Genomic DNA, 23,916 nt, shown 5'->3' on the forward strand with positions numbered 1-23,916 from the left:
CGCTTTTCATTATAGGTCATATGGGACTTTTTTTCTACATTCAAAAAGGCTCCATAATCTCTGCAGGGGAGCTACCCACTACAGAAATTATAGAGCCTTTTTTATAAACTTTACGAGACTAAAAAATTCCTCTAGCAAAGTTTTCTAGAGGAATTTTAAATTTATGCTTGGTTTGCAAATGCTTGATCCATGATATCTTTCAATTGATCAGCAGAAGCTTTCATTTTTTGAAGTTCAGAGTCACTGAGTGGAATGTTCACAGGGCGAACAATACCGTGAGCTCCAACGATTGCAGGTTGACCGATGAAGACATCGTGTACACCTTCGTATTGGCCTTCTTGGAAGATAGAGAGCGGAAGTACTGCATTTTCATCGTCAAGGATAGATTTAGTAATACGGGCAAGGGCTACTGCGATACCATAGTAGGTAGCACCTTTTTTATTGATGATAGAGTAAGCAGCATCACGAACTGAAACAAAGAGGTCAACTAAACCTTGTTCATCGATGTCGCGATTGTCTTGGAGCCAGTCATAGAGTTTAACACCTGCAACGTTAGCATGTGACCATACTGCAAATTCTGAGTCACCGTGTTCACCCATGATGTAAGCGTGGACAGAACGAGCATCGATACCGATTTTATCAGCAAGTGCTTGACGGAAACGAGCTGAGTCAAGTGAAGTACCTGAACCGATGACGCGTTCTTTAGGGAAACCAGAGAATTTCCATGTAGAGTAAGTTAAGATATCTACTGGGTTTGCAGCAACCAAGAAGATACCGTTGAAACCTGAAGCTACGACCTGTTCAACAATAGATTTATTAATAGCCAAGTTTTTACCAACAAGGTCAAGGCGAGTTTCACCTGGTTTTTGAGGAGCACCAGCAGTGATGACTACGACATCAGCATCGGCACAGTCTTCGTATTTTGCAGCATAGATTTTTTTAGGAGAAGTGAAGGCAAGCGCATGGCTGAGGTCTTCCGCATCACCAACTGCTTTTTCGAACAATTGTGGAATTTCAATAATACCGAGTTCTTGAGCGATATTTTGGGTTACCAATGCAAAAGCATAAGATGAACCAACGGCACCGTCACCGACAAGGATTACTTTTTTATGTTGTTTGGTTAAAGTCATTTGCAAAATGTCTCCTTAATTTTTGATGTGAAATCATTCACTCAACAACATTCTAACACTTTATTTTTGGTTTGTCACGGAATTCTAAAAAATAATGAAAATTGCTTACAGATAGCGTTTGCAAGAGTGAAAAAACTAACGTTTTATGCTATAATAAATGGGCTTATGTAAAAAAGAAAGAGGCATAATAATGCAAGATAGAAATTTGGTCGATGTCAATCTGACCAGTGAGATGAAAACGAGTTTCATTGACTATGCCATGAGTGTTATCGTATCTCGTGCCTTACCGGATGTACGTGATGGCTTAAAGCCAGTTCACCGTCGAATCCTCTATGGTATGAACGAGTTGGGAGTGACACCGGACAAGCCTCATAAGAAATCTGCCCGTATTACCGGGGATGTCATGGGTAAATATCACCCTCACGGGGATAGTTCAATCTATGATGCGATGGTACGGATGGCCCAGTGGTGGTCCTATCGTTATATGCTTGTTGACGGACATGGAAACTTTGGTTCTATGGATGGTGATGGAGCCGCGGCTCAACGTTATACTGAGGCTCGAATGTCCAAGATTGCCTTGGAAATGCTTCGTGATATTAACAAGAATACGGTTGATTTTCAAGGCAACTACGACGGTTCTGAACGAGAGGCTGTTGTTTTGCCTGCTCGTTTCCCAAACCTCTTGGTTAATGGGGCGACGGGAATTGCGGTCGGAATGGCAACTAACATTCCACCACATAACCTTGGCGAGGCCATCGATGCAGTTAAGTTGGTCATGGACAATCCCGATGTGACGACCCGTGATATCATGGAGGTCATGCCTGGTCCAGACTTTCCAACGGGTGCCCTTGTCATGGGTAAATCTGGTATTCACCGTGCCTATGAGACTGGTAAGGGGTCGATCGTCCTGCGTGCCCGTACTGAAATTGAGGAAATGTCATCTGGTCGCGAACGAATTGTCGTGACAGAGTTTCCTTACATGGTTAATAAGACTAAGGTTCACGAGCATATCGTTCGTTTGGCGCAGGAGAAGCGCGTGGATGGAATTACCGCAGTACGTGATGAATCCAGTCGTGAAGGAGTTCGTTTCGTCATTGAAGTACGCCGTGATGCTTCAGCTAATGTCATTTTGAATAATCTCTTCAAATTGACTAGTTTACAAACTAACTTTGGATTTAATATGTTGGCGATTGAGAAGGGTGTTCCTAAAATCCTCTCCCTTCGTCAGATTATTGATAATTATATCGAGCACCAAAAAGAAGTCATTGTCCGTCGGACTAAGTTTGATAAGGAAAAGGCAGAAAGTCGCGCCCATATCTTAGAAGGTTTGCTGATTGCGCTTGACCATTTGGATGAAGTCATTGCCATTATCCGTGGCAGTCAAACCGACGCTGAGGCTCAGGCTGAATTGATGGCACGCTTTGAACTTTCAGAACGTCAAAGTCAGGCAATCCTAGACATGCGCCTTCGTCGTCTGACTGGTTTGGAACGGGATAAGATTCAGGATGAGTACAATGAACTTTTAGCCTTGATTGCGGACTTGGCTGATATTTTGGCTAAGCCAGAGCGTGTGATTACCATTATCAAGGAAGAGATGGAAGAAGTTAAACGTAAGTTTAATGATGATCGTCGTACTGAGCTCATGGTAGGGGAAGTGTTAACCCTCGAAGATGAAGACTTGATTGAAGAAGAAGATGTCCTCATCACCTTGTCTAACAAGGGCTATATTAAACGTTTGGCTCAGGATGAATTCCGTGCCCAAAAACGTGGTGGACGCGGTGTCCAAGGAACTGGTATTAACGATGATGACTTCGTTCGTGAACTAGTATCGACTAGTACCCATGATAATCTCTACTTTTTTACAAACAAAGGTCGTGTTTATCGCCTTAAGGGCTATGAAATCCCTGAGTATGGTCGAACCGCCAAAGGTCTCCCAATCGTTAACCTTTTGAAACTTGATGAAGGAGAGTCTATTCAGACCATCATCAATGCCGACCGCCAAGCTGGTGCAGAAGGCTATCTCTTCTTTGTAACACGGCAGGGTGTGGTCAAACGGACACCGGTGTCCGAATTTGCTAATATCCGTCAGAATGGTCTCAAGGCTCTTAACCTCAAAGATGATGATGAATTGACCAATATCTTTATGACAGCAGGTAAGGAAGATATTATCATCGGAACTGAATTTGGCTATTCTGTTCGTTTCAATGAATCTGCCGTCCGCATCATGGGTCGGACAGCGACAGGAGTACGCGGTGTCAAACTGCGTGATGGCGACCGTGTTGTAGGGGCTGCCACCATTACAGACGAGCAAGAAGTTCTGATCATCACCGAAAAAGGCTATGGTAAGAGGACTTCAGCCTCTGAATACCCAACTAAGGGCCGTGGTGGACTTGGAATCAAGACCGCCAATGTAACGTCTAAAAATGGACCATTGGCTGGGCTAGTTACCTTGAGTGGTGATGAAGATATCATGATTATTACCAATACTGGAGTTATTATTCGGACGACTGTAGCTACGATTTCACAAACTGGTCGTTCAACTCAAGGAGTCAAGGTGATGAAACTGGCTGATGATGCCAAGATTATGACCTTTGCATTAGTAAAGTCTGATGATGAATCTGAGACTGTCTCAGAAGGAGAGGAAACAAATGGCTAGAAAAAAACAACCAAGACGGTGGAGACGTCTCTTGAGCAATACCTTTATGGTTCTCTTGATGTTGATTGGACTTGCTTTGATTTTTAATAAACCAATTCGCAACTGGATTATTGGATCAAATTCCAATAAGTATCAAATCACAAATGTCTCTAAGGAAAAGGTTGAAGAAAATAAGACTGTGGAGACAACTTTTGATTTTGATCAGGTAGAATCTCTTAGTTTGGAGGCAGTGCTTGCTGCTCAGATGAATAAAACTGATTTACCTGTTATTGGTGGGATTGCCATTCCTGAGTTAAATATTAACCTCCCAATTTTTAAAGGTATGGGAAACACTGAACTTATGTACGGTGCCGGAACCATGAAAGAAAATCAGGTTATGGGGCAAGGAAACTATGCTTTAGCGAGTCATCATGTATTTGGGCTTTCTGGCTCATCAGCTATGCTATTTTCTCCGCTAGACAACGCTAAAAGTGGCATGAAAATCTATCTTACAGATAAAACCAAAGTTTATACTTACTCGATTACAGAAGTTGAGACAGTTTCCCCTGATCACATTGAAGTGATTGATGATACGCCTGGAGCTACTGAAATTACACTCGTAACTTGTAATGATGCTGAGGCAACAGGAAGAATTATTGTCTATGGGACATACGAAGGTGAGGTTGCTTTTGACCAAGCTTCAGATGAGATAATTGCTGCCTTTAATACGAGCTACAATCAAATTAATTGATTTTTAGAAAATTGTACGTCTAAGTTAAAAGCTTGACGTGCTTTTTTTACTTGAAAGTCAAACTAAATTGGACTATACTAGCAGTAGTTATCGTTGTTTTATACCCTTCTAAAATCAAAATATTGCATTGTTAGGTTTCCTTGGATAACAAACTTTAGCCTGTTCAACCTGTCTTGTTTTATTTTGATTTTGAGTCAGTATTAGACCTATTTGGTCTTTCACAAGAAAGGAAGTAAATCATGAAATCTTATACACTTACAAATGGCCTAGAAATTCCAGCTATTGGTTTTGGGACATGGCAAATTCCTGATGGTCAGGAAGCTTATGACAGCGTATCTTATGCCTTAGAAGTTGGTTATACGCATGTCGATACGGCTCAAATCTATGGCAACGAAGTCTCTGTTGGCAAGGCGATTGCCGATAGCAAACTGGACCGCTCTGCTATTTTTCTTACGACTAAAATTTGGAATGATAAGGCTGACTACGATTCCGCAGCAGCTTCGATCGATGAGTCAATGAAAAAACTTGGTGTGGATTATCTGGACTTGCTCTTAATTCATTGGCCAAATCCAGCAGGAATTCGTGATAATATTGGCTATGAAGCTCGTAATGCGGCTGTCTGGTCAGCTATGGAAGATGCTTATGAGGCTGGCAAGGTTAAGGCCATCGGGGTGTCTAACTTCATGCCTCATCACTTAGAAGCCTTGCTTGAGACGGCTGAAATCAAGCCTATGGTCAATCAAATTATGTTGGCCCCTGGTTGTACACAGGATGAGCTTGTCGCCCTCTGTCAAGAGCACGATATTTTGTTGGAAGCCTACAGTCCACTCGGGACAGGAACAATCTTTGGTAACCCTGTTGTGGAAGCCATGGCAGAGCGTTATGGCAAAACAGTGGCTCAAGTAGCCTTGGCTTGGTCACTTCATAAAGGATTTTTACCACTGCCTAAATCTGTAACACCAGCTAATATCAAGGCTAACTTAGATATTTTTGACTTTGAACTCTCTGATGAGGATATTAAGGTTCTGGATGTCTTGGAAGGCTTGAAAACTCAAACCAATCCTGATCACACTAATTTCTAAAATTTTAAGACTGTCGATGAATATTCGGCAGTTTTTTGTTTTATGGCACTCCGTAGCCAAAATTTGTGAGCTCAGCTATTTTTTGATAGACTAGGAGCAGAAACGAAAAGAAAGTGAGTTTTATCATGGTAAAAGAATATGATTACATTGTTATTGGTGGCGGTTCTGGAGGGATTGCATCGGCTAACCGAGCAGCTATGCGGGGGGCAAGAGTTGTTCTCTTTGAAGGGAAAGAAGTTGGCGGAACTTGTGTGAACGTTGGCTGTGTTCCTAAAAAAGTGATGTGGTACGGTGCCCAGGTGGCAGAGACTCTTCAACACTATGCTGGGGAATACGGATTTAACGTCAAGGAGTCTAGCTTTGATTTTAGCGTGCTCAAGGCCAATCGTCAGGCTTATATTGATCGGATTCATGCCTCTTACGAACGTGGCTTTGATAGTAATGGAGTGGACCGTGTTTATGACTATGCTCGTTTCGTGGATGCTCACACTGTTGAAGCTGGCGGTGAGACCTATACAGCACCTCACATTTTAATTGCGACAGGAGGGCATGCTCTTTATCCAAACATTCCTGGTAGTGAGTATGGGATTACCTCTGATGGTTTCTTTGAATTGGATGCTGTGCCGAATTGCGTAGCGGTTGTGGGGGCTGGCTATATTGCCGTAGAAGTTGCGGGTGTTCTTCACGCCCTCGGAGCGGAAACCCATCTTTTTGTGCGTAAGGATGGTCCATTGCGTAATTTTGATCAGGAGATTATTGGAACTTTAGTCGATTATATGGCTGAGACCGGTCCAACCCTCCACACGCAGGCAGTACCTAAGGAAGTTATCAAGAATGCTGATGATTCTTTGACCTTGGTTTTGGAAAATGGGCAGAGCTACACGGTTGATACTCTGATTTGGGCTATTGGTCGGGCTGCCAACACAACTGGTTTTGGACTTGAAAAAACTGGAGTTGCCCTCAATGAACGTGGCTTTATCGTAACGGATGATTACGAAAATACTAACGTTGAAGGGATTTATGCGCTTGGTGATGTTAATGGTAAGATTGAATTGACACCAGTTGCAGTCAAGGCAGGTCGTCTTTTGTCTGAACGTTTATTTGGTGGTCAGACGGCTGCTAAGATTGATTACACTAATGTACCAACTGTTATCTTTAGTCACCCTGCCATTGGTTCTGTAGGTATTTCTGAGGAAGCAGCGCTTGCCCAGTATGGCCAAGATGCCATTAAGGTTTACCGTTCAAGCTTTACGCCCATGTATACAGCTCTTGGAGACCACCGTCAGCCAAGTAAGATGAAGCTGGTGACCCTGGGAGATGACGAAAAAATTATCGGACTTCACGGAATCGGCTATGGTGTGGATGAGATGATTCAAGGCTTTGCGGTTGCCATCAAGATGGGAGCGACCAAGGCTGATTTTGATGCCACGGTTGCCATCCATCCGACGGGAGCAGAAGAATTTGTCACGATGAGGTAGGTTATGACTTTAGAGGAGGTTAGGTCTGCGATTAAGGAAGACCCTCAGAATGCTGTTTATACTGAGCAGGAGATTCCTCCTCTCTTTCAGGTTGATAGCAAAGCCAGGGTTTTGATTATAGGGCAGGCGCCTGGTCTTAAGGCTCAGGAGCGAGGTCAGCTTTTCCAAGATGCTAGTGGCCAACGCTTACGAGATTGGCTGGGTGTGGATGAGTCAATTTTTTATGATTCTGGTCAGATTGCGATTTTACCCATGGATTTTTATTACCCGGGTAAGGGCAAGTCTGGGGATTTACCTCCGAGACCAGGATTTGCAGAGAAGTGGCATCCTGTCCTTCTCAGGGAAATGCCGGACATCCAATTAACTCTTTTGATTGGACAGTACGCTCAGGCTGCTTATTTGAAGACTAGGTCTAGTCTGACGGAGACAGTTCAGCACTTCGAAGACTTTCTACCTGAATTCTTTCCCCTGGCTCATCCATCTCCACGGAACAATATCTGGCTGGCCAAGAACCCTTGGTATCAAGCTCAGCTATTACCAAGATTAAAAGAAGAAGTGGCTAGGGCCCTGAAAAAGTCTTGAAAATCTGAAAAAATCAGATAAAGAGCCTTGACAGGGCTGGTAAAATCCTGTAAACTAATCTAGAACGTGAAAATGTTACTTTATCTTGAAGGGAGTGAATCACATGTCAAAAACAGTAGTACGTAAGAATGAATCTCTTGACGACGCACTTCGCCGTTTCAAACGTTCTGTTACTAAAGCTGGTACTCTTCAAGAATCACGTAAGCGTGAATTCTACGAAAAACCTTCTGTAAAACGTAAACGTAAATCAGAAGCAGCTCGCAAACGTAAAAAATTCTAAGAGTATTTAGAGAAAACTAGCTGAGACTTTAGTCTTGGCTTTTTTCTATCTCTCAGAAGATTGAAAAATGGGCTCTTTGTCAACTGTAGTGGGTTGCCCCATTTAACACCGAGAGAGGACAGGACTTGTCTTCTCTCGTTTTATGTTTATGGCAATGAAAATACGAGTTTTGAAGTTTTCAAAATTTCTGAAACCAAAAGCATTACGCTTAATGACCTTGATGATATTGTTTGTCGCTTCGAGTTTAGCGTTGGAGTAAGGCAGTGCCAAGGCATTGACAATCTTATCCTTGTCTTTCAAGAATGTCTTGAACACCGTCTGAAAGATAGGATTTACGCTATCAAGTGTTTCTTGGATAAGCTCAAAAAACAGGTCAGCTTGCTTTTCTTGGAAATGGAAAAGTAGGAGCTGATAAATCTCGTAGTGCTCTTTCAGTTCTTGGGAATAGCTGAGCAGCTTTGTGACAATTTCCTGATTAGTCAAGTGCATGCGAAAAGTCGGGCGATAGAAGCGTTTATCGCTAAGTTTTCGACTGTCTTGTTGTATCAATTTCCAGTAGCGCTTGAGGGCCCTGTATTCGTGAGATTTTCGGTCAAACTGGTTCATGATTTGGACACGCAGTCGGTTCATGGCCCTGCTCATGTGCTGAACGATGTGGAAACGATCAAGGACGATTTTAGCAGATGGAAATAGTTTCTTAGCGATGTCATAGTAAGGGCTGAACATGTCCATGGTGATGATTTTAACACGATTTCTGACGCTTCTCGGATAGCGTAGAAAGTGGTTACGGATGGTTGCTTGTGTTCGCCCATCAAGAATAGCGACGACCTTGAGCGAGTTAAAGTCCTGAGCAATGAAGCTCATTTTGCCTTTCTTGAAGGAGTATTCGTCCCAGGACATATTCTCAGGCAGCCAAGTCAAGTTAGTCTTGAATTGGAACTCCTTGAGTTTTCGGATGACGGTTGAGGTTGACACCGCTAGATTCTCTGCAATGGTTGTCATGGCGACTTTCTCCATCAATTTTTGGGCGATTTTCTGATTGAGAATGACGGGAATTTGGTGGTTTTTCTTGACCAGTGAAGTTTCAGCGACAGCCATTTTTCCGCAATTAGGACAGCGGAAACGGCGCTTACTTAGACGAATCAGGGTTTTATAGCCAGCGCACTCCAAATAAGGTATTTTGGAGGCTTTCTGGAAGTCGTACTTGGTCATCTGTTCTTGGCAATGTTGGCATTTTGGGGCAGGGTAGTCCAGCTTAGCGATGACTTCCTTGTGACTTCCAGCATCGATATAGTCTGAAATCGAGATATTAGGGTCTTTTATTCCGAGTAGGTTTGTGATAAAATTGAACTGTTCCATATGAGTCTTTCTAATGAGTTGTTTTATCGCTTTTCATTATAGGTCATATGGGACTTTTTTTCTACATTCAAAAAGGCTCCATAATCTCTGCGGGGGAGCTACCCACTACAGAAATTATAGAGCCGAAAAATGTAAATTTCATAAGCCTTTGATGAACATGAGTGTCTAGATATGGTATACTATTAGAAATGCTAATGCTTTTTGACCATGACAAGAACGGTCCATCTCACATGGAAGCTGAGTTTGTGATTGAGCGCTAGAAAGGGACAAAATGGACTATCAGGAAAGTTTAGACTGGATTCACCAGCAACTTAAATTTGGGATTAAACCGGGCCTAGAGCGGGTCAAATGGCTCCTAAATGAATTAGGTAATCCCCAGAAAAAGGTCCAGGCTGTCCATGTGGTAGGGACCAATGGAAAGGGCTCTACGGTCAATTACCTCCAGACCATTTTTACTAAGGCTGGCTATGAGGTCGGGACCTTTGTGTCGCCCTATATTATGGACTTTCGGGAACGGATTTCTATCAACGGTATCATGATTGCCAAGGATGAATTTGTGGCTATGGCTAACGATGTTCGTCCAATCGTCGAACGTCTGCCGCTGGAGACAGAGTGGGAGCCTGCCACAGAATTTGAAATCATTACGGTTCTCATGTTTGAGTATTTTGGTAATCGTCATCCCGTTGATATCGCCTTTATTGAGGCGGGGCTTGGCGGACTTTATGATTCGACCAACGTCTTTCATCCGCTAGCAGTGATTTGCCCATCTATTGGCTTGGATCATCAGGCTATTCTAGGTGAGACTTATAAGGAAATAGCAGAGCAAAAAGCAGGCGTCCTCAAGTCCCAGGTTCCTTTTATCTATGCGGTTGAGCGTGATGATGTCCGCCGGGTTTTTGAAGAGACAGCAGCAAGTCTTTCTTGCCCCACCTATGAACTAGGAAAGGACTTTAAGATTAGGGAGCAGGGCTCGGGCTTTGTCTTTGCCTATGGTGATGATGAGCTCACAGTTAAAGATTTAGCAATGCTAGGTCATCATCAAATGGCCAATGCCAGTCTCGTCATCATGGCCTGTCTCCTCTTGCGAAAAAACTATTCCAAAGTGACAGACCAGGTGATACTTTCTAGCTTGACTCAGGCCAAATGGCTGGGAAGAACCGAGCTGATACGGGATAATCTCATGATTGATGGTGCCCATAATAAAGAGTCCGTGGTTGTATTGGTAGACCTACTAAAAACAAAGTATGCTGATAGAGAAGTTCATATCCTCTTTGCAGCCATTGATGGCAAGCCTGTCGATCAGATGCTAGAACAGTTGGCTAAATTTTCTAGCCTGACAGTAACGACCTTTGATTATCCAAGTAGTTTGACCTTAGACCGTTACCCTGCATCATATGAACATATTGAGTCCTGGCAGGAGTGGTTGGAGACTGTATACGACGAGTCTAATTCTGCCCTTTATGTAGTGACGGGATCACTCTATTTTATCTCTGCTGTTCGACACTATCTCTTAGAACAAGCTGATTAGTCTGGGGTCTTTATTTGACTGGGTCTTACTGTTTGCTTTCAAGCAACAAATGGAGACTGAGTCTCAAAGCTCTGCCTTTTTCGACAAAAAAACAACGATAAGTATAGGAAAAATGATGAATACAACTGATAAACTTGAAGTGGCTGTTTACCAGCTTTTGGAGGCCCTGGGTGAAAATCCAGAGCGTGAAGGGTTAGTTGATACGCCTAAGCGGGTGGCCAAGATGTTTCGTGAAATGTCTGCCGGCCTTGGAAAAGATCCCAAGGATGAATTTACAGCAGTCTTTTCTGAAGGCCATGAGGAAGTGGTCTTGGTCAAAGACATTGAATTTCATTCCATGTGTGAGCACCACTTAGTCCCCTTCTTTGGCAAGGCTCATGTAGCCTATATTCCTCAAGAGGGTAAGGTTACAGGACTTAGCAAATTGGCTCGGGCAGTTGAAGTTGCTAGTAAGCGGCCACAGTTACAAGAACGTTTGACAGCCCAAGTTGCAGATGCCTTGCAAGATGCCCTCAATCCGCAGGGAGTTTTTGTGATGGTTGAAGCAGAACACATGTGTATGGCCATGAGAGGGATTAAGAAACCTGGTGCCAAGACAGTGACAACTGTTGCGCGTGGACTCTATCAAGAGGATCCAATTTTGCGCCGTGAAATTCTTTCTATGATTAAGGACTAGGGGGTTAGCATGAAAATTGGTAAGTATGAACTTGCTGGCAATGCAGCCATCATGGGAATCCTTAATGTGACCCCTGATTCGTTCTCTGACGGTGGCAATTACATTTCTGTAGATGCCGCTTTGGCTCAGGTAGAGCAGATGTTGGCGGATGGGGCTCAGATAATCGATGTTGGCGGAGAATCGACTCGTCCTGGTGCGGAGTTCATCTCTGCGGAGGAAGAGATTTCGCGGGTAGTGCCAATTATTAAGGCTATTCGACAACGCTTTGACTGTCTGATTTCTATTGACACTTATAAGACTGAGACGGCTAGAGTAGCTTTAAAGGCTGGAGCCCACATTCTTAATGATGTCTGGGCAGGGCTTTATGACGGTGGCATGCTGGATTTAGCTGCGGAGTATAAGGTGCCCATTATCCTGATGCACAATAAGGTGGAAGAAGCTTATGAAGATGTTGTCACTGAGGTTTGTGACTTTTTGTCTGAACGTGCTCAGGCAGCCCTCCAAGCTGGAATCCCAGAGGACCATATCTGGTTGGATCCAGGTTTTGGTTTTGCCAAAAATGTTGACCACAATCTAGCCCTGTTAAAAGGTTTAGAGCGAGTGACTGAGTTGGGATATCCTGTTTTATTTGGAATTTCTCGCAAGCGTGTGGTCGATTATTTGTTGGGCGGCGGAACCAAACCCTTGGAGCGCGACCAGTCCACGGCTGCTTTATCAGCCTATGCCTTGGACAAGGGCTGTCAAATCGTCCGTGTCCACAATGTGGCTGCCAATCGAGATGTGGTTAAGACCCTAGCCCAATTGATGTGAGGTTATCATGGATAAGATTATTTTAGAAGGTTGTCGATTTTACGGCTACCACGGGGCTTTTTCTGAAGAAAAAACCTTGGGACAGATTTTTGTTGTGGATTGTGAATTGACGGTTGATTTATTAGCGGCTTCAGTAACGGATGCCCTAGCTGATACGGTACACTACGGCCATGTTTTTGAGACCATCCGGAAGCAGGCGGAGCAGGCTAAGTATGACCTGATTGAGCGTTTGGCAGGAGCTATCATCGAAGATATTTTTGCTGAATTTCCTCCCGTTCAAGCCATTCGACTCAAGGTAACCAAGGAGAATCCTCCCATTGCTGGGCACTACAAGGCAGTTGGAATTGAACTTTATAGGGAGCGCCCATGACGAGAGCTTATTTGAGTTTAGGCACCAATATGGGGGACAGACTTGGCTACCTTCAGCAGGCAATCGACGCACTTGATAAGCATAAGCGTATCCAAGTGACTCAGGTTTCTTCCGTCTACGAGACGCCAGCCTGGGGCAATGAAAATCAAGCTGATTTTCTTAATATCGCTTGCCAAATTGAGACTGATTTAACCCCTTTAGAACTCTTGGACGCCTGTCAAACTATCGAGCAGGAGTTGGGGCGCGTGCGTCATGAGCATTGGGGCCCTCGAACCATAGATTTAGATATTTTGTTGTTTGGGGATAGGATCATAGCAGAGCAACGCTTGCAGGTGCCTCATCCCTATATGAGAGAACGGGCCTTCGTCTTAGTCCCTCTGTTGGAACTAGATGATCAGCTCTGCCATCCTGTCACCGAAACCTTATTATTGGACGATTTGGCGGTTCTAGACCAAAGCCAAATCAAAAAGCTGAGTGACCGCGTAGATTAGCTAAAAAAGTTTGCATATCTATCGCTATAGCCTGTGAATTTTGATATAATAAAAAGCGGTATCAGCCGTTTTTTATTGTGTCCAAAAGATATTGTGACCAAGGCTTAACCAACTTATTTTTTGAATTGAGAAATTATGATAGAACAAATTAAAGAAACTCTGGTTGGCATTGATATCCGCTACCAAGAGCCCTTAAAACATTATACCTATACTAAAGTGGGTGGTCCTGCAGATTATCTGGTCTTTCCGCGTAACCGTTCGGAGGTCCAACGCGTTGTAACCTTTGCCAATAACAACGGGATTGACTGGATGGTCTTAGGAAATGCTAGCAATATCATCGTCCGAGAATCAGGTATCCGTGGTTTCGTTCTCATGTTTGATAAACTTTGTGACGTCACGGTTAATGGTTATGTCATTGAAGCAGAAGCAGGTGCTAATCTGATTGAGACAACAAAAGTTGCCAAGCGTCAGAGCTTAACAGGCTTTGAATTTGCATGTGGAATTCCAGGGTCAGTCGGTGGGGCTGTCTTTATGAACGCAGGTGCCTATGGTGGTGAGATTGCCCATGTCCTATCTTCTGTTAAGGTCTTGACACGGGAGGGTGAGATCAAGACGATTGAAGCGCGTGATTTGCGCTTTGGCTATCGCTATTCTGCCCTACAGGATTCAGGCGATGTTGTCTTGTCAGCGAAATTCTCCCTTAAACCTGGTGATTATACGCAGATTAGTCAAGAGATGGCACGTTTGACCCACCTTCGTGAACTCAAGCAACCCTTGGAATATCCGTCATGTGGCTCGGTCTTCAAACGTCCCTCTGGTCACTTTGCTGGTCAACTGATTATGGAGGCTGGCTTGATGGGGCATCGTATCGGTGGGGTTGAAGTTTCTAAGAAACACGCTGGCTTTATGGTTAACATAGCTGACGGTTCAGCCCAGGATTACGAAGATTTGATTGCCCATGTTATCCAAACGGTTCAAGAACATTCAGGCGTGACCTTGGAGCGTGAGGTTCGGATTATCGGCTAGTACTCGGGACTGCCCTAGCTATTTGTCATTTGGACATAGCAGAGCAGTTCTACTATTTTAAATTCTTAAAATCTCATTTTAGGTCATTAGGTTTCCTTACCTACTCTCTTATGACTGGGTCAAGCTGTCTTGTCAAATGAGATTTTGACTGAGTATTACAAAAGAATTTGGATACCAGTAGGTTATAAAGTCGTCAGCATCCTAGATTATAAACACACAAAAAATCATTTTCTGGAGGTTTTATGCGAATTGACTAATTCAATCATTGCATTTAAAAATGTCTCAAAGGTTTTTGAGGACAGCAACACAACCGTGTTGAAGAACATCAATTTTGAGTTAGAAGAAGGAAAATTCTACACTCTTCTCGGTGCATCGGGGTCAGGAAAGTCTACGATTCTAAATATCATTGCAGGATTGTTGGATGCGACGACTGGCGATGTCTATCTGGATGGCAAGCGGATTAACGATGTCCCTATCAATAAGCGGGATGTCCATACCGTCTTCCAAAATTATGCTCTCTTTCCCCACATGTCCGTTTTCGAAAACGTCGCCTTTCCACTCAAGTTGAAAAAGGTTGACAAAAAGGAAATTGAAAGTCGGGTTAAGGATGCCCTCAAGATGGTTCGTTTGGAAGGTTATGAAAAACGGGCCATTCAAAAATTGTCTGGTGGTCAGAGACAACGGGTGGCCATTGCGCGTGCCATCATCAACCAGCCTCGGGTGGTCTTGTTGGATGAACCCCTCTCTGCACTGGACTTGAAACTGCGGACTGAAATGCAATATGAATTGCGTGAATTGCAGCAACGCCTTGGTATCACCTTTGTATTCGTGACCCACGATCAGGAAGAAGCTCTGGCTATGAGTGACTGGATTTTTGTCATGAATGACGGAGAAATCGTCCAGTCTGGGACGCCTGTAGATATCTATGACGAGCCTATCAACCACTTTGTTGCAACCTTTATTGGTGAATCTAATATCCTGCCAGGTCGCATGATTGAGGACTATCTGGTAGAATTTAACGGCAAACGCTTTGAAGCAGTCGATGGAGGGATGCGTCCCAACGAAGAAGTTGAAGTGGTTATTCGCCCAGAAGACCTTCGCATTACGCTACCAGAGGAAGGTAAGCTCCAGGTTAAGGTTGATACTCAGCTCTTCAGAGGGGTTCACTATGAAATTATTGCCTATGATGACTTGGGGAATGAATGGATGATTCATTCAACTCGTAAGGCTATTGAAGGGGAAGTTATCGGTCTTGACTTTGAGCCTGAGGACATTCATATCATGCGTCTCAATGAGACGGAGGAGGAATTTGACGCCCGTATTGAAGAATACGTGGAAGTGGAAGAAGTCGAAGATGGTCTAATCAACGCCATCGAGGAGGAGAGAAATGAAGAAAACCTCTAATCTCTTTTCCGTTCCTTATCTTCTTTGGGTAGTCCTCTTTGTCTTGGCACCTCTGGCCTTGATTATTTACCGGTCCTTCTTTGATATTTCTGGAAATTTTACCTTTGCTAACTATCACACTTTCTTCTCCAGCGGTACCTATTTGCGGATGAGTTTTAACTCCATTCTCTACGCTGGAATTATCACATTGGTGACCTTGCTGATGGCCTATCCAGCTGCACTGGTCTTAACTCGACTCAAGCACAAGCAACTATGGCTGATGCTGGTTATCTTACCGACATGGGTCAATCTTCTGCTAAAGGCCTACGCCTTTATGGGGATTTTTGGTCAACAGGGTGGGATCAATGTCTTTCTCAGTTTTATCGGTGTGGGTCCTCAGCAGATTCTTTTTACGGATTTTTCCTTCATTTTTGTGGCGTCCTACATTGAGTTGCCCTTCATGATGATTCCAATTTTCAATGCCTTGGATGGGATTGAACATAACCTTGTTGATGCCAGTCGTGACTTAGGGGCAACAGAGTGGCAGACCTTTAGCCAGGTAACCTTTCCTCTTTCTATGAATGGGGTTCGCAGTGGTGTCCAGGCTGTTTTCATTCCTAGTCTGAGTCTCTTTATGTTGACGCGTTTGATTGGCGGAAACCGAGTGATCACTTTGGGAACAGCCATTGAACAACACTTCTTGACTACCCAAAACTGGGGAATGGGGTCTACCATTGGTGTGATTCTTATCATGGCCATGTTAGCGACTATGTGGCTGACTAAGGAAAGGAGAGGACAATGAAAAAATTTGCAAATCTCTACCTTACCCTAGTCTTTCTGATTTTGTACATTCCAATTGCCTACCTGATTTTTTATTCCTTTAATGCGGGTGGCGATATGAATGGCTTCACAGGCTTCACCTTGGAACACTACCAAACAATGTTTGAGGACAGTCGTCTCATGCATATCTTGGTCGATACCTTTTTCCTAGCCTTTTTATCAGCCTTGATTGCCACTGCGATTGGAACTTTTGGGACGATTTATCTTCATCAGTTGTCTCGCCGTCGGCAAAATAGTCTGCTAAGTCTGAACAACATTCTGATGGTGGCACCTGATGTTATGATTGGAGCCTCCTTCCTGATTCTCTTTACCTATCTGAATTTTCAGTTAGGAACAGCCTCAGTCTTACTCAGTCACGTAGCCTTTTCCATTCCAATCGTAGTCCTTATGGTCTTGCCCCGCCTCAAGGAGATGAACTACGACATGGTCAACGCTGCCTATGACTTAGGGGCGACTCATTTTCAAATGCTCAAGGAAGTTATGCTGCCTTATTTGACCCCTGGGATTATTGCAGGCTATTTCATGGCCTTCACCTATTCCCTGGATGACTTTGCCGTAACCTTCTTTGTGACTGGAAATGGATTTTCAACCCTGTCTGTGGAAATTTACTCACGGGCTCGTCAAGGGATCTCACTCGAAATCAATGCCCTGTCGACTGTTGTTTTCCTCTTTTCCATTCTACTGGTTATTGGATATTACATGATTTCAACGGAAAAGGAGGTCAAAGATGCGTAGACTCTATTCCTTTATTTTTGGCGTAATCGCTATCGTTGCCATCCTTTTTGGAATTTCATTTTCGATGACGGCAAAATCTGGAGCTGCCTCTGACAAATTGGTTATCTATAACTGGGGAGATTATATTGATCCAGAGCTTTTGGAGAAATTCACTGCGGAAACAGGCATCAAGGTCCAGTACGAGACCTTTGATTCTAATGAGGCCATGTACACCAAAATTAAGCAGGGTGGCACGACCTATGACATTGCGGTTCCAAGTGACTACATGATCGACAAGATGACCAAGGAAAACCTGCTTGTTGCACTGGACTATAGCAAGATTACTGGCATGGACCAAATCGGCGAGGAATTCCTGAATAAGTCCTTTGATCCTGGAAACAAATATTCCATTCCTTATTTTTGGGGAACGCTCGGCATTGTCTACAACACAACGATGGTAGATGAGGCACCTGAGCAATGGACAGACCTTTGGAAATCTGAATACAAAAACGACATCATGCTGGTCGACGGAGCCCGTGAAGTCATGGGAATGGGTCTCAATGCTTTGGGCTACAGTGTGAATAGCTTGGAGTTGAACCAACTTGAAGAGGCTCAAGTTTATCTCAATGAATTGACCCCTAATGTCAAAGCTATCGTTGGTGATGAGATGAAGGGCTATATGATTAACGGTGATGCAGCTATTGGCGTGACCTTCTCAGGTGAGGCCAGTGAAATGCTAGATGGGAATGAAGACCTGGTTTATGTGGTTCCTTCTCAGGGCTCCAACCTTTGGTTTGATAACATTGTCATTCCAAAGACGGCCAAGCATTATGATGAGGCCTATGCCTTTATCAACTTCATGTTGGAACCTGAAAATGCAGCTCAGAATGCAGAGTATATTGGCTACGCAACGCCAAATAATGCTGCAAAGGCTCTCATGCCTAAAGAGATTACAGAAGATGAAGCCTTCTATCCATCTCAAGACGTCGTCGAAAATTTAGAAGTCTATGATAACCTCGGCCAAGAATGGTTGGGTATCTACAATGACTTCTACCTTCAATTTAAAATGTATCGTAAGTAAAAACGGAATTATGAAAAATCATCAAAAAGACTTTCATTTTACCAATAGTCACATCCTCGTCTTAGTTTGGCGAGGATTACTTGTAGGCCTAGTTGTTGGTATCGTCGTTAGCAGTTTTCGGTTGGCTATTTCAAGATTAACAGCGGTTTTCCACAATCTCTATCAGGGAGCCAGTCAATCACTAAGCAATCTTATAATTTTGGTGCTGATCCTATTGCTTTCTTGCTTACTATTAGCCAAATTTCTGCAATCAGAACCTAATATCAAAGGTTCAGGTATTCCCCATGTTGAAGGAGAGTTACAAGGACTCATGGATCCTGACTGGTGGTCAATCCTTTGGAAGAAATTTTTCGCTGGGATCTTATCGATTTCTATGGGCTTTATGCTAGGACGGGAAGGTCCTAGTATCCAGCTGGGAGCAATGACTGCCAAGGGGCTGGGCAAAAAGCTTGGTCTCTCTCGAATGGAGCTCCATGCCCTAATCGCTAGCGGAGCCGCAGCAGGATTGGCCGCAGCCTTTAACGCTCCGATTGCTGGCCTCCTCTTTGTTGTAGAGGAAGTTTATCGGCAGTTTTCCCGCTTGACTTGGATAACAACACTGGTGGCAGCCCTGACTGCAAATTTTGTGTCTCTGACCCTCTTTGGCCTCACACCTGTCTTACATATTGAGTTGGATGGTCCTAAGTTGCCTCTGACCCAGTATGGTTTGCTGGTAGTTCTAGGGATTATTCTTGGTCTTTTGGGCTGGCTTTATGAGGCCATGACCTTGAATTTGCCCAAGTTTTATGGTTGGATAGGGCGTATCTTACACCTTAAACCAGCTTACTATAGTATTTTTGCCCTCCTCTTTATCTTACCAATCGGTTACCTATGGCCAGACCTTTTGGCAGGGAACCATCACTTGATTTTAGACCTACCAAGTGGTCATTTGATGCTCGGTACGGTGGTGTTGTATCTTCTGATTCGCTGGATGGGCTCCATGGTTTCATACGGTACAGGCTTACCAGGTGGGATTTTCTTGCCGATATTAACACTGGGTTCTCTTGCTGGCTCCTCTATTGGCTTAACCATGGCAGAGCTGGGACTTTTAAGTCGAGATTATCTGTCCTTATTCATTGTTTTGGGGATGGCGGGATTCTTTGGAGCCGTTTCAAAAGCTCCGCTGACGGCCATGATTTTGGTGGCAGAGATGGTTGGTAGCCTTGAAAATCTAATGGTCATGGGCCTTGTGACCTTTACTGCCTATTTGACTATGGACTTACTCAAGGGCAAGCCTATCTATGAGGCCATGCTTGAAAATATGCAACTTGGAGAAGTAGAGGTAGAGCATGATGAAATGGTCATGTTAGAGCTAGTTGTGACTGAGCGACTTGGAGGACGTCGTATTCGTGACCTCAGTCTACCAGATCATGTCCTTATCACCGGACAAAATCATGGTGGGTATGCTCAGGTTGTCAAGGGGCAGACTCGTCTACAGACTGGTGCCAGTCTTTATGTACTCACTCCGCTTTCTAAAACTCAGCAAGTAAGACAGTATTTTGTCGCAGAATAAAGTTGTATGCAATTACTCATTTAACATCAAAGTTATAGATTGTTAGGTTGCTTTACCTAACTCAAGTTATGTCTTTGTCAGCCTGTCTTGTCGTTTTAATTTTGACTGACCTTAACCTCATTCCAATTCAGGGTGAGGTTTTTACATTTGTGACCATTCGGGCATAAATAAGTGTCGTTTAGGAAACATTATTATGTTTTTAAAATTTTAGGGTATAATAAAACCATAAGAATTCCCTTGGATTCTTGGTATTGTCTAACTTTTGTAGTGTTGAAGAACATTCTACAAACCTATATAGAAGGAGATTAATTATGCCTATTATTTTTATTATTATTTTGGTACTTACTCTGTTACTTGTCCTAGGAATTTTTCTAGCAGGATTCGTATCAGCGTCACCTGGTGAGATTAAGGTCATCTCGGGTCCGCGTGGTCAGCGTGTGGTTCATGGTAAAACTGGGTGGAAGATTCCTATTTTAGAGCGTGTTGACCGCATGACTGCTGGAATGGTATCTGTAGATGCTAAGACCTCTGATTTTGTGCCAACCAATGACTATATCAACGTTAAAGTTGATGCAGCGGTTAAGGTAAAAATTGGAACAGACCGTCCTGAACTCTTCCAAGCAGCCACTCGGAACTTCCTCTACAAGTCTCAAGATGAAATCGCTGATGAAGTTCGTGATACCTTGGAAGGTCACTTGCGGGCCATTATCGGTCAGATGAAGCTGGAACAAATTGTTACAGACAGAATTTCATTCTCTGAAAAAGTTCAAGAAAACGCGACAAAGGACTTGGAAGAAATGGGGCTTGAAATTGTAGCCTTTAACATCCAAGGTTTGATTGATGAGAAGGGTGTTATCGAAAACTTAGGGATTGATAATACAGAACAGATCCGCAAGGAAGCTGCCAAAGCTAAGGCTAAGGCCCAACAAGAAATTGCAGAGCAACAAGCCTTCTCAGATAAGCTTGCCAATGATGCTCGTGTGGCAGCTGATTTGGAAATTGCCCAAAAGCAAAACGAATTGGCCAAACGCCAAGCAGCCTTGAAAGCTGAAGCAGATATCGAACGCGCCAAGGCGGATGCGGCCTACAATATCCAAGAACAAGTTCAGCGGAAGGATATTGAGTTAGAAACGGCTAATGCCAATATTGTGAAGCAAGAGCAGGAAGCTTTGGTTAAAGAGCAAGAAGTTAAGGTTCGTCGCCAATCCTTGGAAGCTGAAATCAAGGCTCAGGCAGATGCTGAACGTTATGCCCAAGAGCAAAAGGCTCAGGCTGATTTCTTCCGTCGCCAAAAAGAAGTTGAAGCCGAAGCTTACGAGCGGACCCAACAAGCCCAAGCCGACAAAGAAGCTATGTTGGCAGAAGCCCAAGGTATTCGTGCCAAGGGTGAGGCCGAAGCGGCAGCGATTGAAGCCAAGCTCTTAGCAGAAGCTCAAGGTTTGGAGAAAAAGGCAGAAGCCATGGCCAAGATGAACCAAGCCGCTGTCCTTGAAATGTACTTTAACACATTGCCTGATGTGGCCCGCGCAGTCGCAGAGCCTTTGGCTAATATCAACTCTATCACTATGTATGGTGAAGGCAACTCGGCTAAAATGGTGGAAGATATCACCAAGTCTATGACTCAAGTTCAAGCTGGACTTGGAGATTCTCTTGGCTTGGATATCAAGCAACTCATGAACACCCTTGTTGGTGTCAAAGCTTCCTCACCAGTCATCGAACAAGCTGTTGAATCAGGTGTTGAATCTGCCCAAGATAAGAAATAACCTATGAGAGATCGAGCTATGACTCGGTCTCTTTTACCATGTGGAATGAAAAGGCAAGGCGTTTTTAAACTTTCATGATATAATGGTAGAAAATTTTGGAGGTTTTTATGGAAATTGCAGGACTGGTCTTTGAAAAATTAGTAATGCTCTTCAGCTTGATGGGTTTGGGACTTTATCTGGCTAAACGAGATATCTTGACTCCAGATGTGACGAAGCAACTTTCAAAACTATTAACGAGTTTTGTGGCACCGAGTCTAATTTTGTCGACCTTTATGCAAACTGAATTTTCAGTGGAGAAATTGCGGTTATTTGGTTTGACCATTTTAGCGGCTCTGATTATTATGTTGGTCAGGATTGCTTTTGTCACGTTTATCTTTAAGAAACGTCCTGCCATTGATCACTATGCCTCGATTTTTGCCAATATCGGATTCTTAGGAACTCCTCTTGTTCTAGCAGTTGGTGGCAGTGAGGCGGTCTTCTACATTTCTGGCTTTGTTATTGTCAATCAAACCCTGCAGTGGACCTATGGACTCTATCTATTGACTAGGGATAAGTCGACGATTTCATTAAAGTCAGCCCTATTGAATCCAAGCTTTTTAGCAACTCTTATGGGTTTGTTTATCTTTTGTATTCCTTTTGCTCTACCAAGTTTCCTCCAAGATACGATGGCAAGTTTCGCTCAGCTCAATACGCCTTTATCGACAGTAGTTCTTGGTACTTATTTCTATGGAGTTCATTGGAGAGAGATTTTCCTGTATCGTCCTGCCTATGTTACAGTCTTGATGCGGTTGGTTGTGACTTGTCTGATTAGTCTTGGGATGATTTGGGCTTTCAGATTGACAGATTTTAATGTCAATTTAGCCTTGACGATTGCGGTTTCTACGCCTACAGCCATGAATACGGCACTCTTTAGTCAGGTCTATGGCGGAGACTATCAACATGGATCGCGTATGGTTTTACTGACAACGCTATTTTCTCTTATATCACTTCCTCTAATGATTGCTTTGGCAGGTTTCCTCTACTTATAAGTGTATAGGAAAAAAGAGTTGGGTAGGCCTCAAATAAATTGAAAAGAGTGTTATAGTAAATCTTTATATCTAAGTGTTGATATGATGTGGTTATTCCTAGACTTTTTGGTCTGACTTTAAACTGTTCTATCTAAAAATATAAAATCGGTTGGATTGTTTACCCAACCGATTTTAAATAAGTTTATCAACCATGAGAGTCTGCTCTGCTATGTCCCAAAAGTTTAGAGACGAAGTCCTGATAAAAGTAGGCTAATCCCCACTAAGAGAACGATGAAAGCGAAGAGATAGCCGATGATAGCAGCAGAAAAAATAGGATTAATAAAGAGAAAGAGTGCTACAAGAATCGTGATTGTTGCTGACCAGAATTCTCGACGACTGTCCGGAAAGTTAGCCTTGTAATAGGTATAAGCTGCCATCAGACGAGTACCACCTAAAAACATAAGCCAGTAGGCTACAATACTAAAAACAGTCGTGGATAAAGAAAAAGCAGAAGAACTGAGAAATAGGATTGCAAAGAAAAGTGAGAGGATACTTTGGATTAGATTCCATGGCCGACGGTAGGCTGGTGAAGAACGAATATAATTTCTTAGACCTAGGGCCCCATGATAAAACAGAACTAGGGCACCAATCCATCCGATACTAGCGACTGGCGTTAAAGGATGAGAAAAGAGATAAAAAGCAAGTAAGCAAATTAATAAACCAAAGAGGATCAACGAACGTTTCATTTAGACTGTCCTTTCTATGATGTTTAATTATAGCTAAAGTCAGAATCCTTGTCAAAAATTGAAGGGTTGACTCTCAAAAATGATTTTCTCTATGCTATCTGTTATAATAGGTGTATTCTAAATAGTGAGGTAGAACAATGAAACTTTTACATACCTGTATCCGCGTCAAGGACCTTGATGCCTCTATCAAATTTTACTCTGAAGCATTTTCATTTAAGGAAGATCGTCGCAAGGATTTTCCTGACCACAAATTTACCTTGGTCTTTATGAAGACTGAAGGGGAAGACTTTGAATTGGAGTTGACCTATAATTATGATCACCCTGGCTATGATCTTGGAACAGGTTATGGACACTTAGCAGTCGGAGTTGAAGACTTGGAAGCTAGTCACCAAGCTCATCTCGATGCTGGCTATCCTGTGACTGACCTCAAAGGATTACCAGGGCAACCAGCCCACTATTATTTCGTACAGGATCCGGATGGTTATAAGATTGAAGTGATCCGTTTGTAAGAAAACTAAAAACCTATGTTACATTGAACTGCTCCCTGTCAAGTGGACAATCAAATAATAAAAGATTTAAGCTACGGCCTTGTTCCTCATTTCAAGAGGGGCAAGGCCGTTGTTGCGCTCTTG

Annotated in this window: 23 protein-coding genes; 20 read left to right on the forward strand and 3 right to left on the reverse strand. The window is 43.3% G+C overall.

Annotated elements, in window-relative coordinates; translation table 11 throughout:
* Positions 1-161: 161 nt before the first annotated feature.
* On the reverse strand, positions 162-1,130 hold the full coding sequence (locus ACFORF_RS05245) for an L-lactate dehydrogenase (RefSeq protein WP_380426157.1): 969 nt from the start codon (positions 1,128-1,130) through the stop codon (positions 162-164).
* A 190-nt stretch (positions 1,131-1,320) separates the two neighbouring features.
* Between ACFORF_RS05245 and gyrA the strand changes: the two genes are divergently transcribed.
* From gyrA to rpsU, 6 genes are all read left to right on the forward strand, one after another.
* Positions 1,321-3,786 carry a DNA gyrase subunit A gene (gene gyrA, locus ACFORF_RS05250; protein ID WP_380426159.1) on the forward strand — a complete coding sequence of 822 codons (2,466 nt, stop codon included), beginning with the start codon at positions 1,321-1,323 and terminating at the stop codon, positions 3,784-3,786.
* Positions 3,779-4,516 carry a class A sortase gene (locus ACFORF_RS05255; protein WP_380426161.1) on the forward strand — a complete coding sequence of 246 codons (738 nt, stop codon included), beginning with the start codon at positions 3,779-3,781 and terminating at the stop codon, positions 4,514-4,516. Before gyrA ends, ACFORF_RS05255 begins: the two co-directional genes overlap by 8 nt.
* A gap of 239 nt (positions 4,517-4,755) precedes the next feature.
* On the forward strand, positions 4,756-5,598 hold the full coding sequence (locus tag ACFORF_RS05260) for an aldo/keto reductase (protein ID WP_380426163.1): 843 nt from the start codon (positions 4,756-4,758) through the stop codon (positions 5,596-5,598).
* Between the two features lie 125 nt (positions 5,599-5,723).
* Positions 5,724-7,076, forward strand: a complete 1,353-nt coding sequence (gorA, locus tag ACFORF_RS05265; protein ID WP_380426165.1) for a glutathione-disulfide reductase — start codon at positions 5,724-5,726, stop codon at positions 7,074-7,076.
* Positions 7,077-7,079: 3 nt separating this feature from the next.
* On the forward strand, positions 7,080-7,658 hold the full coding sequence (locus ACFORF_RS05270) for a uracil-DNA glycosylase family protein (RefSeq protein WP_380426167.1): 579 nt from the start codon (positions 7,080-7,082) through the stop codon (positions 7,656-7,658).
* Between the two features lie 103 nt (positions 7,659-7,761).
* Entirely contained in the window at positions 7,762-7,938 is a 177-nt protein-coding gene (gene rpsU / locus ACFORF_RS05275; protein WP_000048058.1) for a 30S ribosomal protein S21, read from the forward strand.
* A 102-nt stretch (positions 7,939-8,040) separates the two neighbouring features.
* Here rpsU and ACFORF_RS05280 read toward each other — a convergent pair whose 3' ends face one another.
* Positions 8,041-9,297, reverse strand: coding sequence for an ISL3 family transposase (locus ACFORF_RS05280; protein ID WP_380426169.1), 1,257 nt, complete (start codon positions 9,295-9,297; stop codon positions 8,041-8,043).
* Positions 9,298-9,568: 271 nt separating this feature from the next.
* On the opposite strand from ACFORF_RS05280, the gene ACFORF_RS05285 reads away from it, so the two are divergent.
* The 13 genes from ACFORF_RS05285 to ACFORF_RS05345 all read left to right on the forward strand — a co-directional run bounded on the left by ACFORF_RS05285 (position 9,569) and on the right by ACFORF_RS05345 (position 22,559).
* A complete protein-coding gene (locus tag ACFORF_RS05285; protein ID WP_380426171.1) occupies positions 9,569-10,825 on the forward strand; it encodes a bifunctional folylpolyglutamate synthase/dihydrofolate synthase in 1,257 nt (418 codons plus the stop codon).
* Positions 10,826-10,940: 115 nt separating this feature from the next.
* Positions 10,941-11,501 carry a GTP cyclohydrolase I FolE gene (folE, locus tag ACFORF_RS05290; protein ID WP_380426173.1) on the forward strand — a complete coding sequence of 187 codons (561 nt, stop codon included), beginning with the start codon at positions 10,941-10,943 and terminating at the stop codon, positions 11,499-11,501.
* Positions 11,502-11,510: 9 nt separating this feature from the next.
* The gene (gene folP, locus ACFORF_RS05295; RefSeq protein ID WP_380426175.1) at positions 11,511-12,311 is read left to right on the forward strand and encodes a dihydropteroate synthase; all 801 of its coding nucleotides are present in this window, start codon (positions 11,511-11,513) and stop codon (positions 12,309-12,311) included.
* Between the two features lie 7 nt (positions 12,312-12,318).
* Complete coding sequence (gene folB / locus ACFORF_RS05300) at positions 12,319-12,681, forward strand: dihydroneopterin aldolase (RefSeq protein ID WP_380426177.1); 363 nt, start codon at positions 12,319-12,321, stop codon at positions 12,679-12,681.
* The gene (gene folK, locus ACFORF_RS05305; protein ID WP_380426179.1) at positions 12,678-13,172 is read left to right on the forward strand and encodes a 2-amino-4-hydroxy-6-hydroxymethyldihydropteridine diphosphokinase; all 495 of its coding nucleotides are present in this window, start codon (positions 12,678-12,680) and stop codon (positions 13,170-13,172) included. Before folB ends, folK begins: the two co-directional genes overlap by 4 nt.
* A 135-nt stretch (positions 13,173-13,307) precedes the next feature.
* A complete protein-coding gene (gene murB, locus ACFORF_RS05310) occupies positions 13,308-14,198 on the forward strand; it encodes a UDP-N-acetylmuramate dehydrogenase (protein ID WP_380426181.1) in 891 nt (296 codons plus the stop codon).
* 249 nt (positions 14,199-14,447) lie between these two features.
* The gene (locus ACFORF_RS05315) at positions 14,448-15,602 is read left to right on the forward strand and encodes an ABC transporter ATP-binding protein (RefSeq protein ID WP_380426183.1); all 1,155 of its coding nucleotides are present in this window, start codon (positions 14,448-14,450) and stop codon (positions 15,600-15,602) included.
* Positions 15,586-16,383, forward strand: a complete 798-nt coding sequence (locus tag ACFORF_RS05320; protein ID WP_380426185.1) for an ABC transporter permease — start codon at positions 15,586-15,588, stop codon at positions 16,381-16,383. Before ACFORF_RS05315 ends, ACFORF_RS05320 begins: the two co-directional genes overlap by 17 nt.
* Positions 16,380-17,156 (forward strand): ABC transporter permease, encoded by a 777-nt coding sequence (locus ACFORF_RS05325; RefSeq protein ID WP_380426187.1) that lies wholly within the window; start codon positions 16,380-16,382, stop codon positions 17,154-17,156. The genes ACFORF_RS05320 and ACFORF_RS05325 overlap by 4 nt, the downstream gene beginning before the upstream one ends.
* Complete coding sequence (locus ACFORF_RS05330) at positions 17,149-18,216, forward strand: ABC transporter substrate-binding protein (RefSeq protein ID WP_380426189.1); 1,068 nt, start codon at positions 17,149-17,151, stop codon at positions 18,214-18,216. The genes ACFORF_RS05325 and ACFORF_RS05330 overlap by 8 nt, the downstream gene beginning before the upstream one ends.
* Positions 18,217-18,226: 10 nt before the next feature.
* Entirely contained in the window at positions 18,227-19,768 is a 1,542-nt protein-coding gene (locus tag ACFORF_RS05335) for a ClC family H(+)/Cl(-) exchange transporter (protein WP_380426191.1), read from the forward strand.
* Between the two features lie 311 nt (positions 19,769-20,079).
* A complete protein-coding gene (locus ACFORF_RS05340) occupies positions 20,080-21,531 on the forward strand; it encodes a flotillin family protein (RefSeq protein ID WP_380426193.1) in 1,452 nt (483 codons plus the stop codon).
* A gap of 107 nt (positions 21,532-21,638) precedes the next feature.
* Positions 21,639-22,559: an AEC family transporter gene (locus tag ACFORF_RS05345; protein ID WP_380426195.1), complete on the forward strand. Its 921-nt coding sequence runs from the start codon at positions 21,639-21,641 to the stop codon at positions 22,557-22,559.
* 221 nt (positions 22,560-22,780) lie between these two features.
* Here ACFORF_RS05345 and ACFORF_RS05350 read toward each other — a convergent pair whose 3' ends face one another.
* Positions 22,781-23,284, reverse strand: coding sequence for a DUF308 domain-containing protein (locus tag ACFORF_RS05350; RefSeq protein WP_380426197.1), 504 nt, complete (start codon positions 23,282-23,284; stop codon positions 22,781-22,783).
* Between the two features lie 137 nt (positions 23,285-23,421).
* Here ACFORF_RS05350 and gloA point away from each other — a divergent pair, with 137 nt between their 5' ends.
* Positions 23,422-23,793, forward strand: coding sequence for a lactoylglutathione lyase (gloA, locus tag ACFORF_RS05355; RefSeq protein WP_380426199.1), 372 nt, complete (start codon positions 23,422-23,424; stop codon positions 23,791-23,793).
* Positions 23,794-23,916: the final 123 nt, after the last annotated feature.

This window comes from Streptococcus caprae (genome assembly GCF_042649745.1).
Lineage (GTDB): Bacteria > Bacillota > Bacilli > Lactobacillales > Streptococcaceae > Streptococcus > Streptococcus caprae.

Coding starts and splice junctions, on each gene's coding strand:
- ACFORF_RS05260 (WP_380426163.1), top strand. CDS start 4,756: ATGAAATCTTATACACTTACAAATGGCCTAGAAATTCCAGCTATTGGT.
- ACFORF_RS05335 (WP_380426191.1), top strand. CDS start 18,227: ATGAAAAATCATCAAAAAGACTTTCATTTTACCAATAGTCACATCCTC.
- ACFORF_RS05270 (WP_380426167.1), top strand. CDS start 7,080: ATGACTTTAGAGGAGGTTAGGTCTGCGATTAAGGAAGACCCTCAGAAT.
- folK (WP_380426179.1), top strand. CDS start 12,678: ATGACGAGAGCTTATTTGAGTTTAGGCACCAATATGGGGGACAGACTT.
- ACFORF_RS05345 (WP_380426195.1), top strand. CDS start 21,639: ATGGAAATTGCAGGACTGGTCTTTGAAAAATTAGTAATGCTCTTCAGC.
- ACFORF_RS05340 (WP_380426193.1), top strand. CDS start 20,080: ATGCCTATTATTTTTATTATTATTTTGGTACTTACTCTGTTACTTGTC.
- ACFORF_RS05320 (WP_380426185.1), top strand. CDS start 15,586: ATGAAGAAAACCTCTAATCTCTTTTCCGTTCCTTATCTTCTTTGGGTA.
- gloA (WP_380426199.1), top strand. CDS start 23,422: ATGAAACTTTTACATACCTGTATCCGCGTCAAGGACCTTGATGCCTCT.
- ACFORF_RS05280 (WP_380426169.1), bottom strand. CDS start 9,297: ATGGAACAGTTCAATTTTATCACAAACCTACTCGGAATAAAAGACCCT.
- gyrA (WP_380426159.1), top strand. CDS start 1,321: ATGCAAGATAGAAATTTGGTCGATGTCAATCTGACCAGTGAGATGAAA.
- ACFORF_RS05350 (WP_380426197.1), bottom strand. CDS start 23,284: ATGAAACGTTCGTTGATCCTCTTTGGTTTATTAATTTGCTTACTTGCT.
- folP (WP_380426175.1), top strand. CDS start 11,511: ATGAAAATTGGTAAGTATGAACTTGCTGGCAATGCAGCCATCATGGGA.
- folE (WP_380426173.1), top strand. CDS start 10,941: ATGAATACAACTGATAAACTTGAAGTGGCTGTTTACCAGCTTTTGGAG.
- folB (WP_380426177.1), top strand. CDS start 12,319: ATGGATAAGATTATTTTAGAAGGTTGTCGATTTTACGGCTACCACGGG.
- ACFORF_RS05245 (WP_380426157.1), bottom strand. CDS start 1,130: ATGACTTTAACCAAACAACATAAAAAAGTAATCCTTGTCGGTGACGGT.
- gorA (WP_380426165.1), top strand. CDS start 5,724: ATGGTAAAAGAATATGATTACATTGTTATTGGTGGCGGTTCTGGAGGG.
- ACFORF_RS05330 (WP_380426189.1), top strand. CDS start 17,149: ATGCGTAGACTCTATTCCTTTATTTTTGGCGTAATCGCTATCGTTGCC.
- murB (WP_380426181.1), top strand. CDS start 13,308: ATGATAGAACAAATTAAAGAAACTCTGGTTGGCATTGATATCCGCTAC.
- rpsU (WP_000048058.1), top strand. CDS start 7,762: ATGTCAAAAACAGTAGTACGTAAGAATGAATCTCTTGACGACGCACTT.
- ACFORF_RS05255 (WP_380426161.1), top strand. CDS start 3,779: ATGGCTAGAAAAAAACAACCAAGACGGTGGAGACGTCTCTTGAGCAAT.
- ACFORF_RS05325 (WP_380426187.1), top strand. CDS start 16,380: ATGAAAAAATTTGCAAATCTCTACCTTACCCTAGTCTTTCTGATTTTG.
- ACFORF_RS05285 (WP_380426171.1), top strand. CDS start 9,569: ATGGACTATCAGGAAAGTTTAGACTGGATTCACCAGCAACTTAAATTT.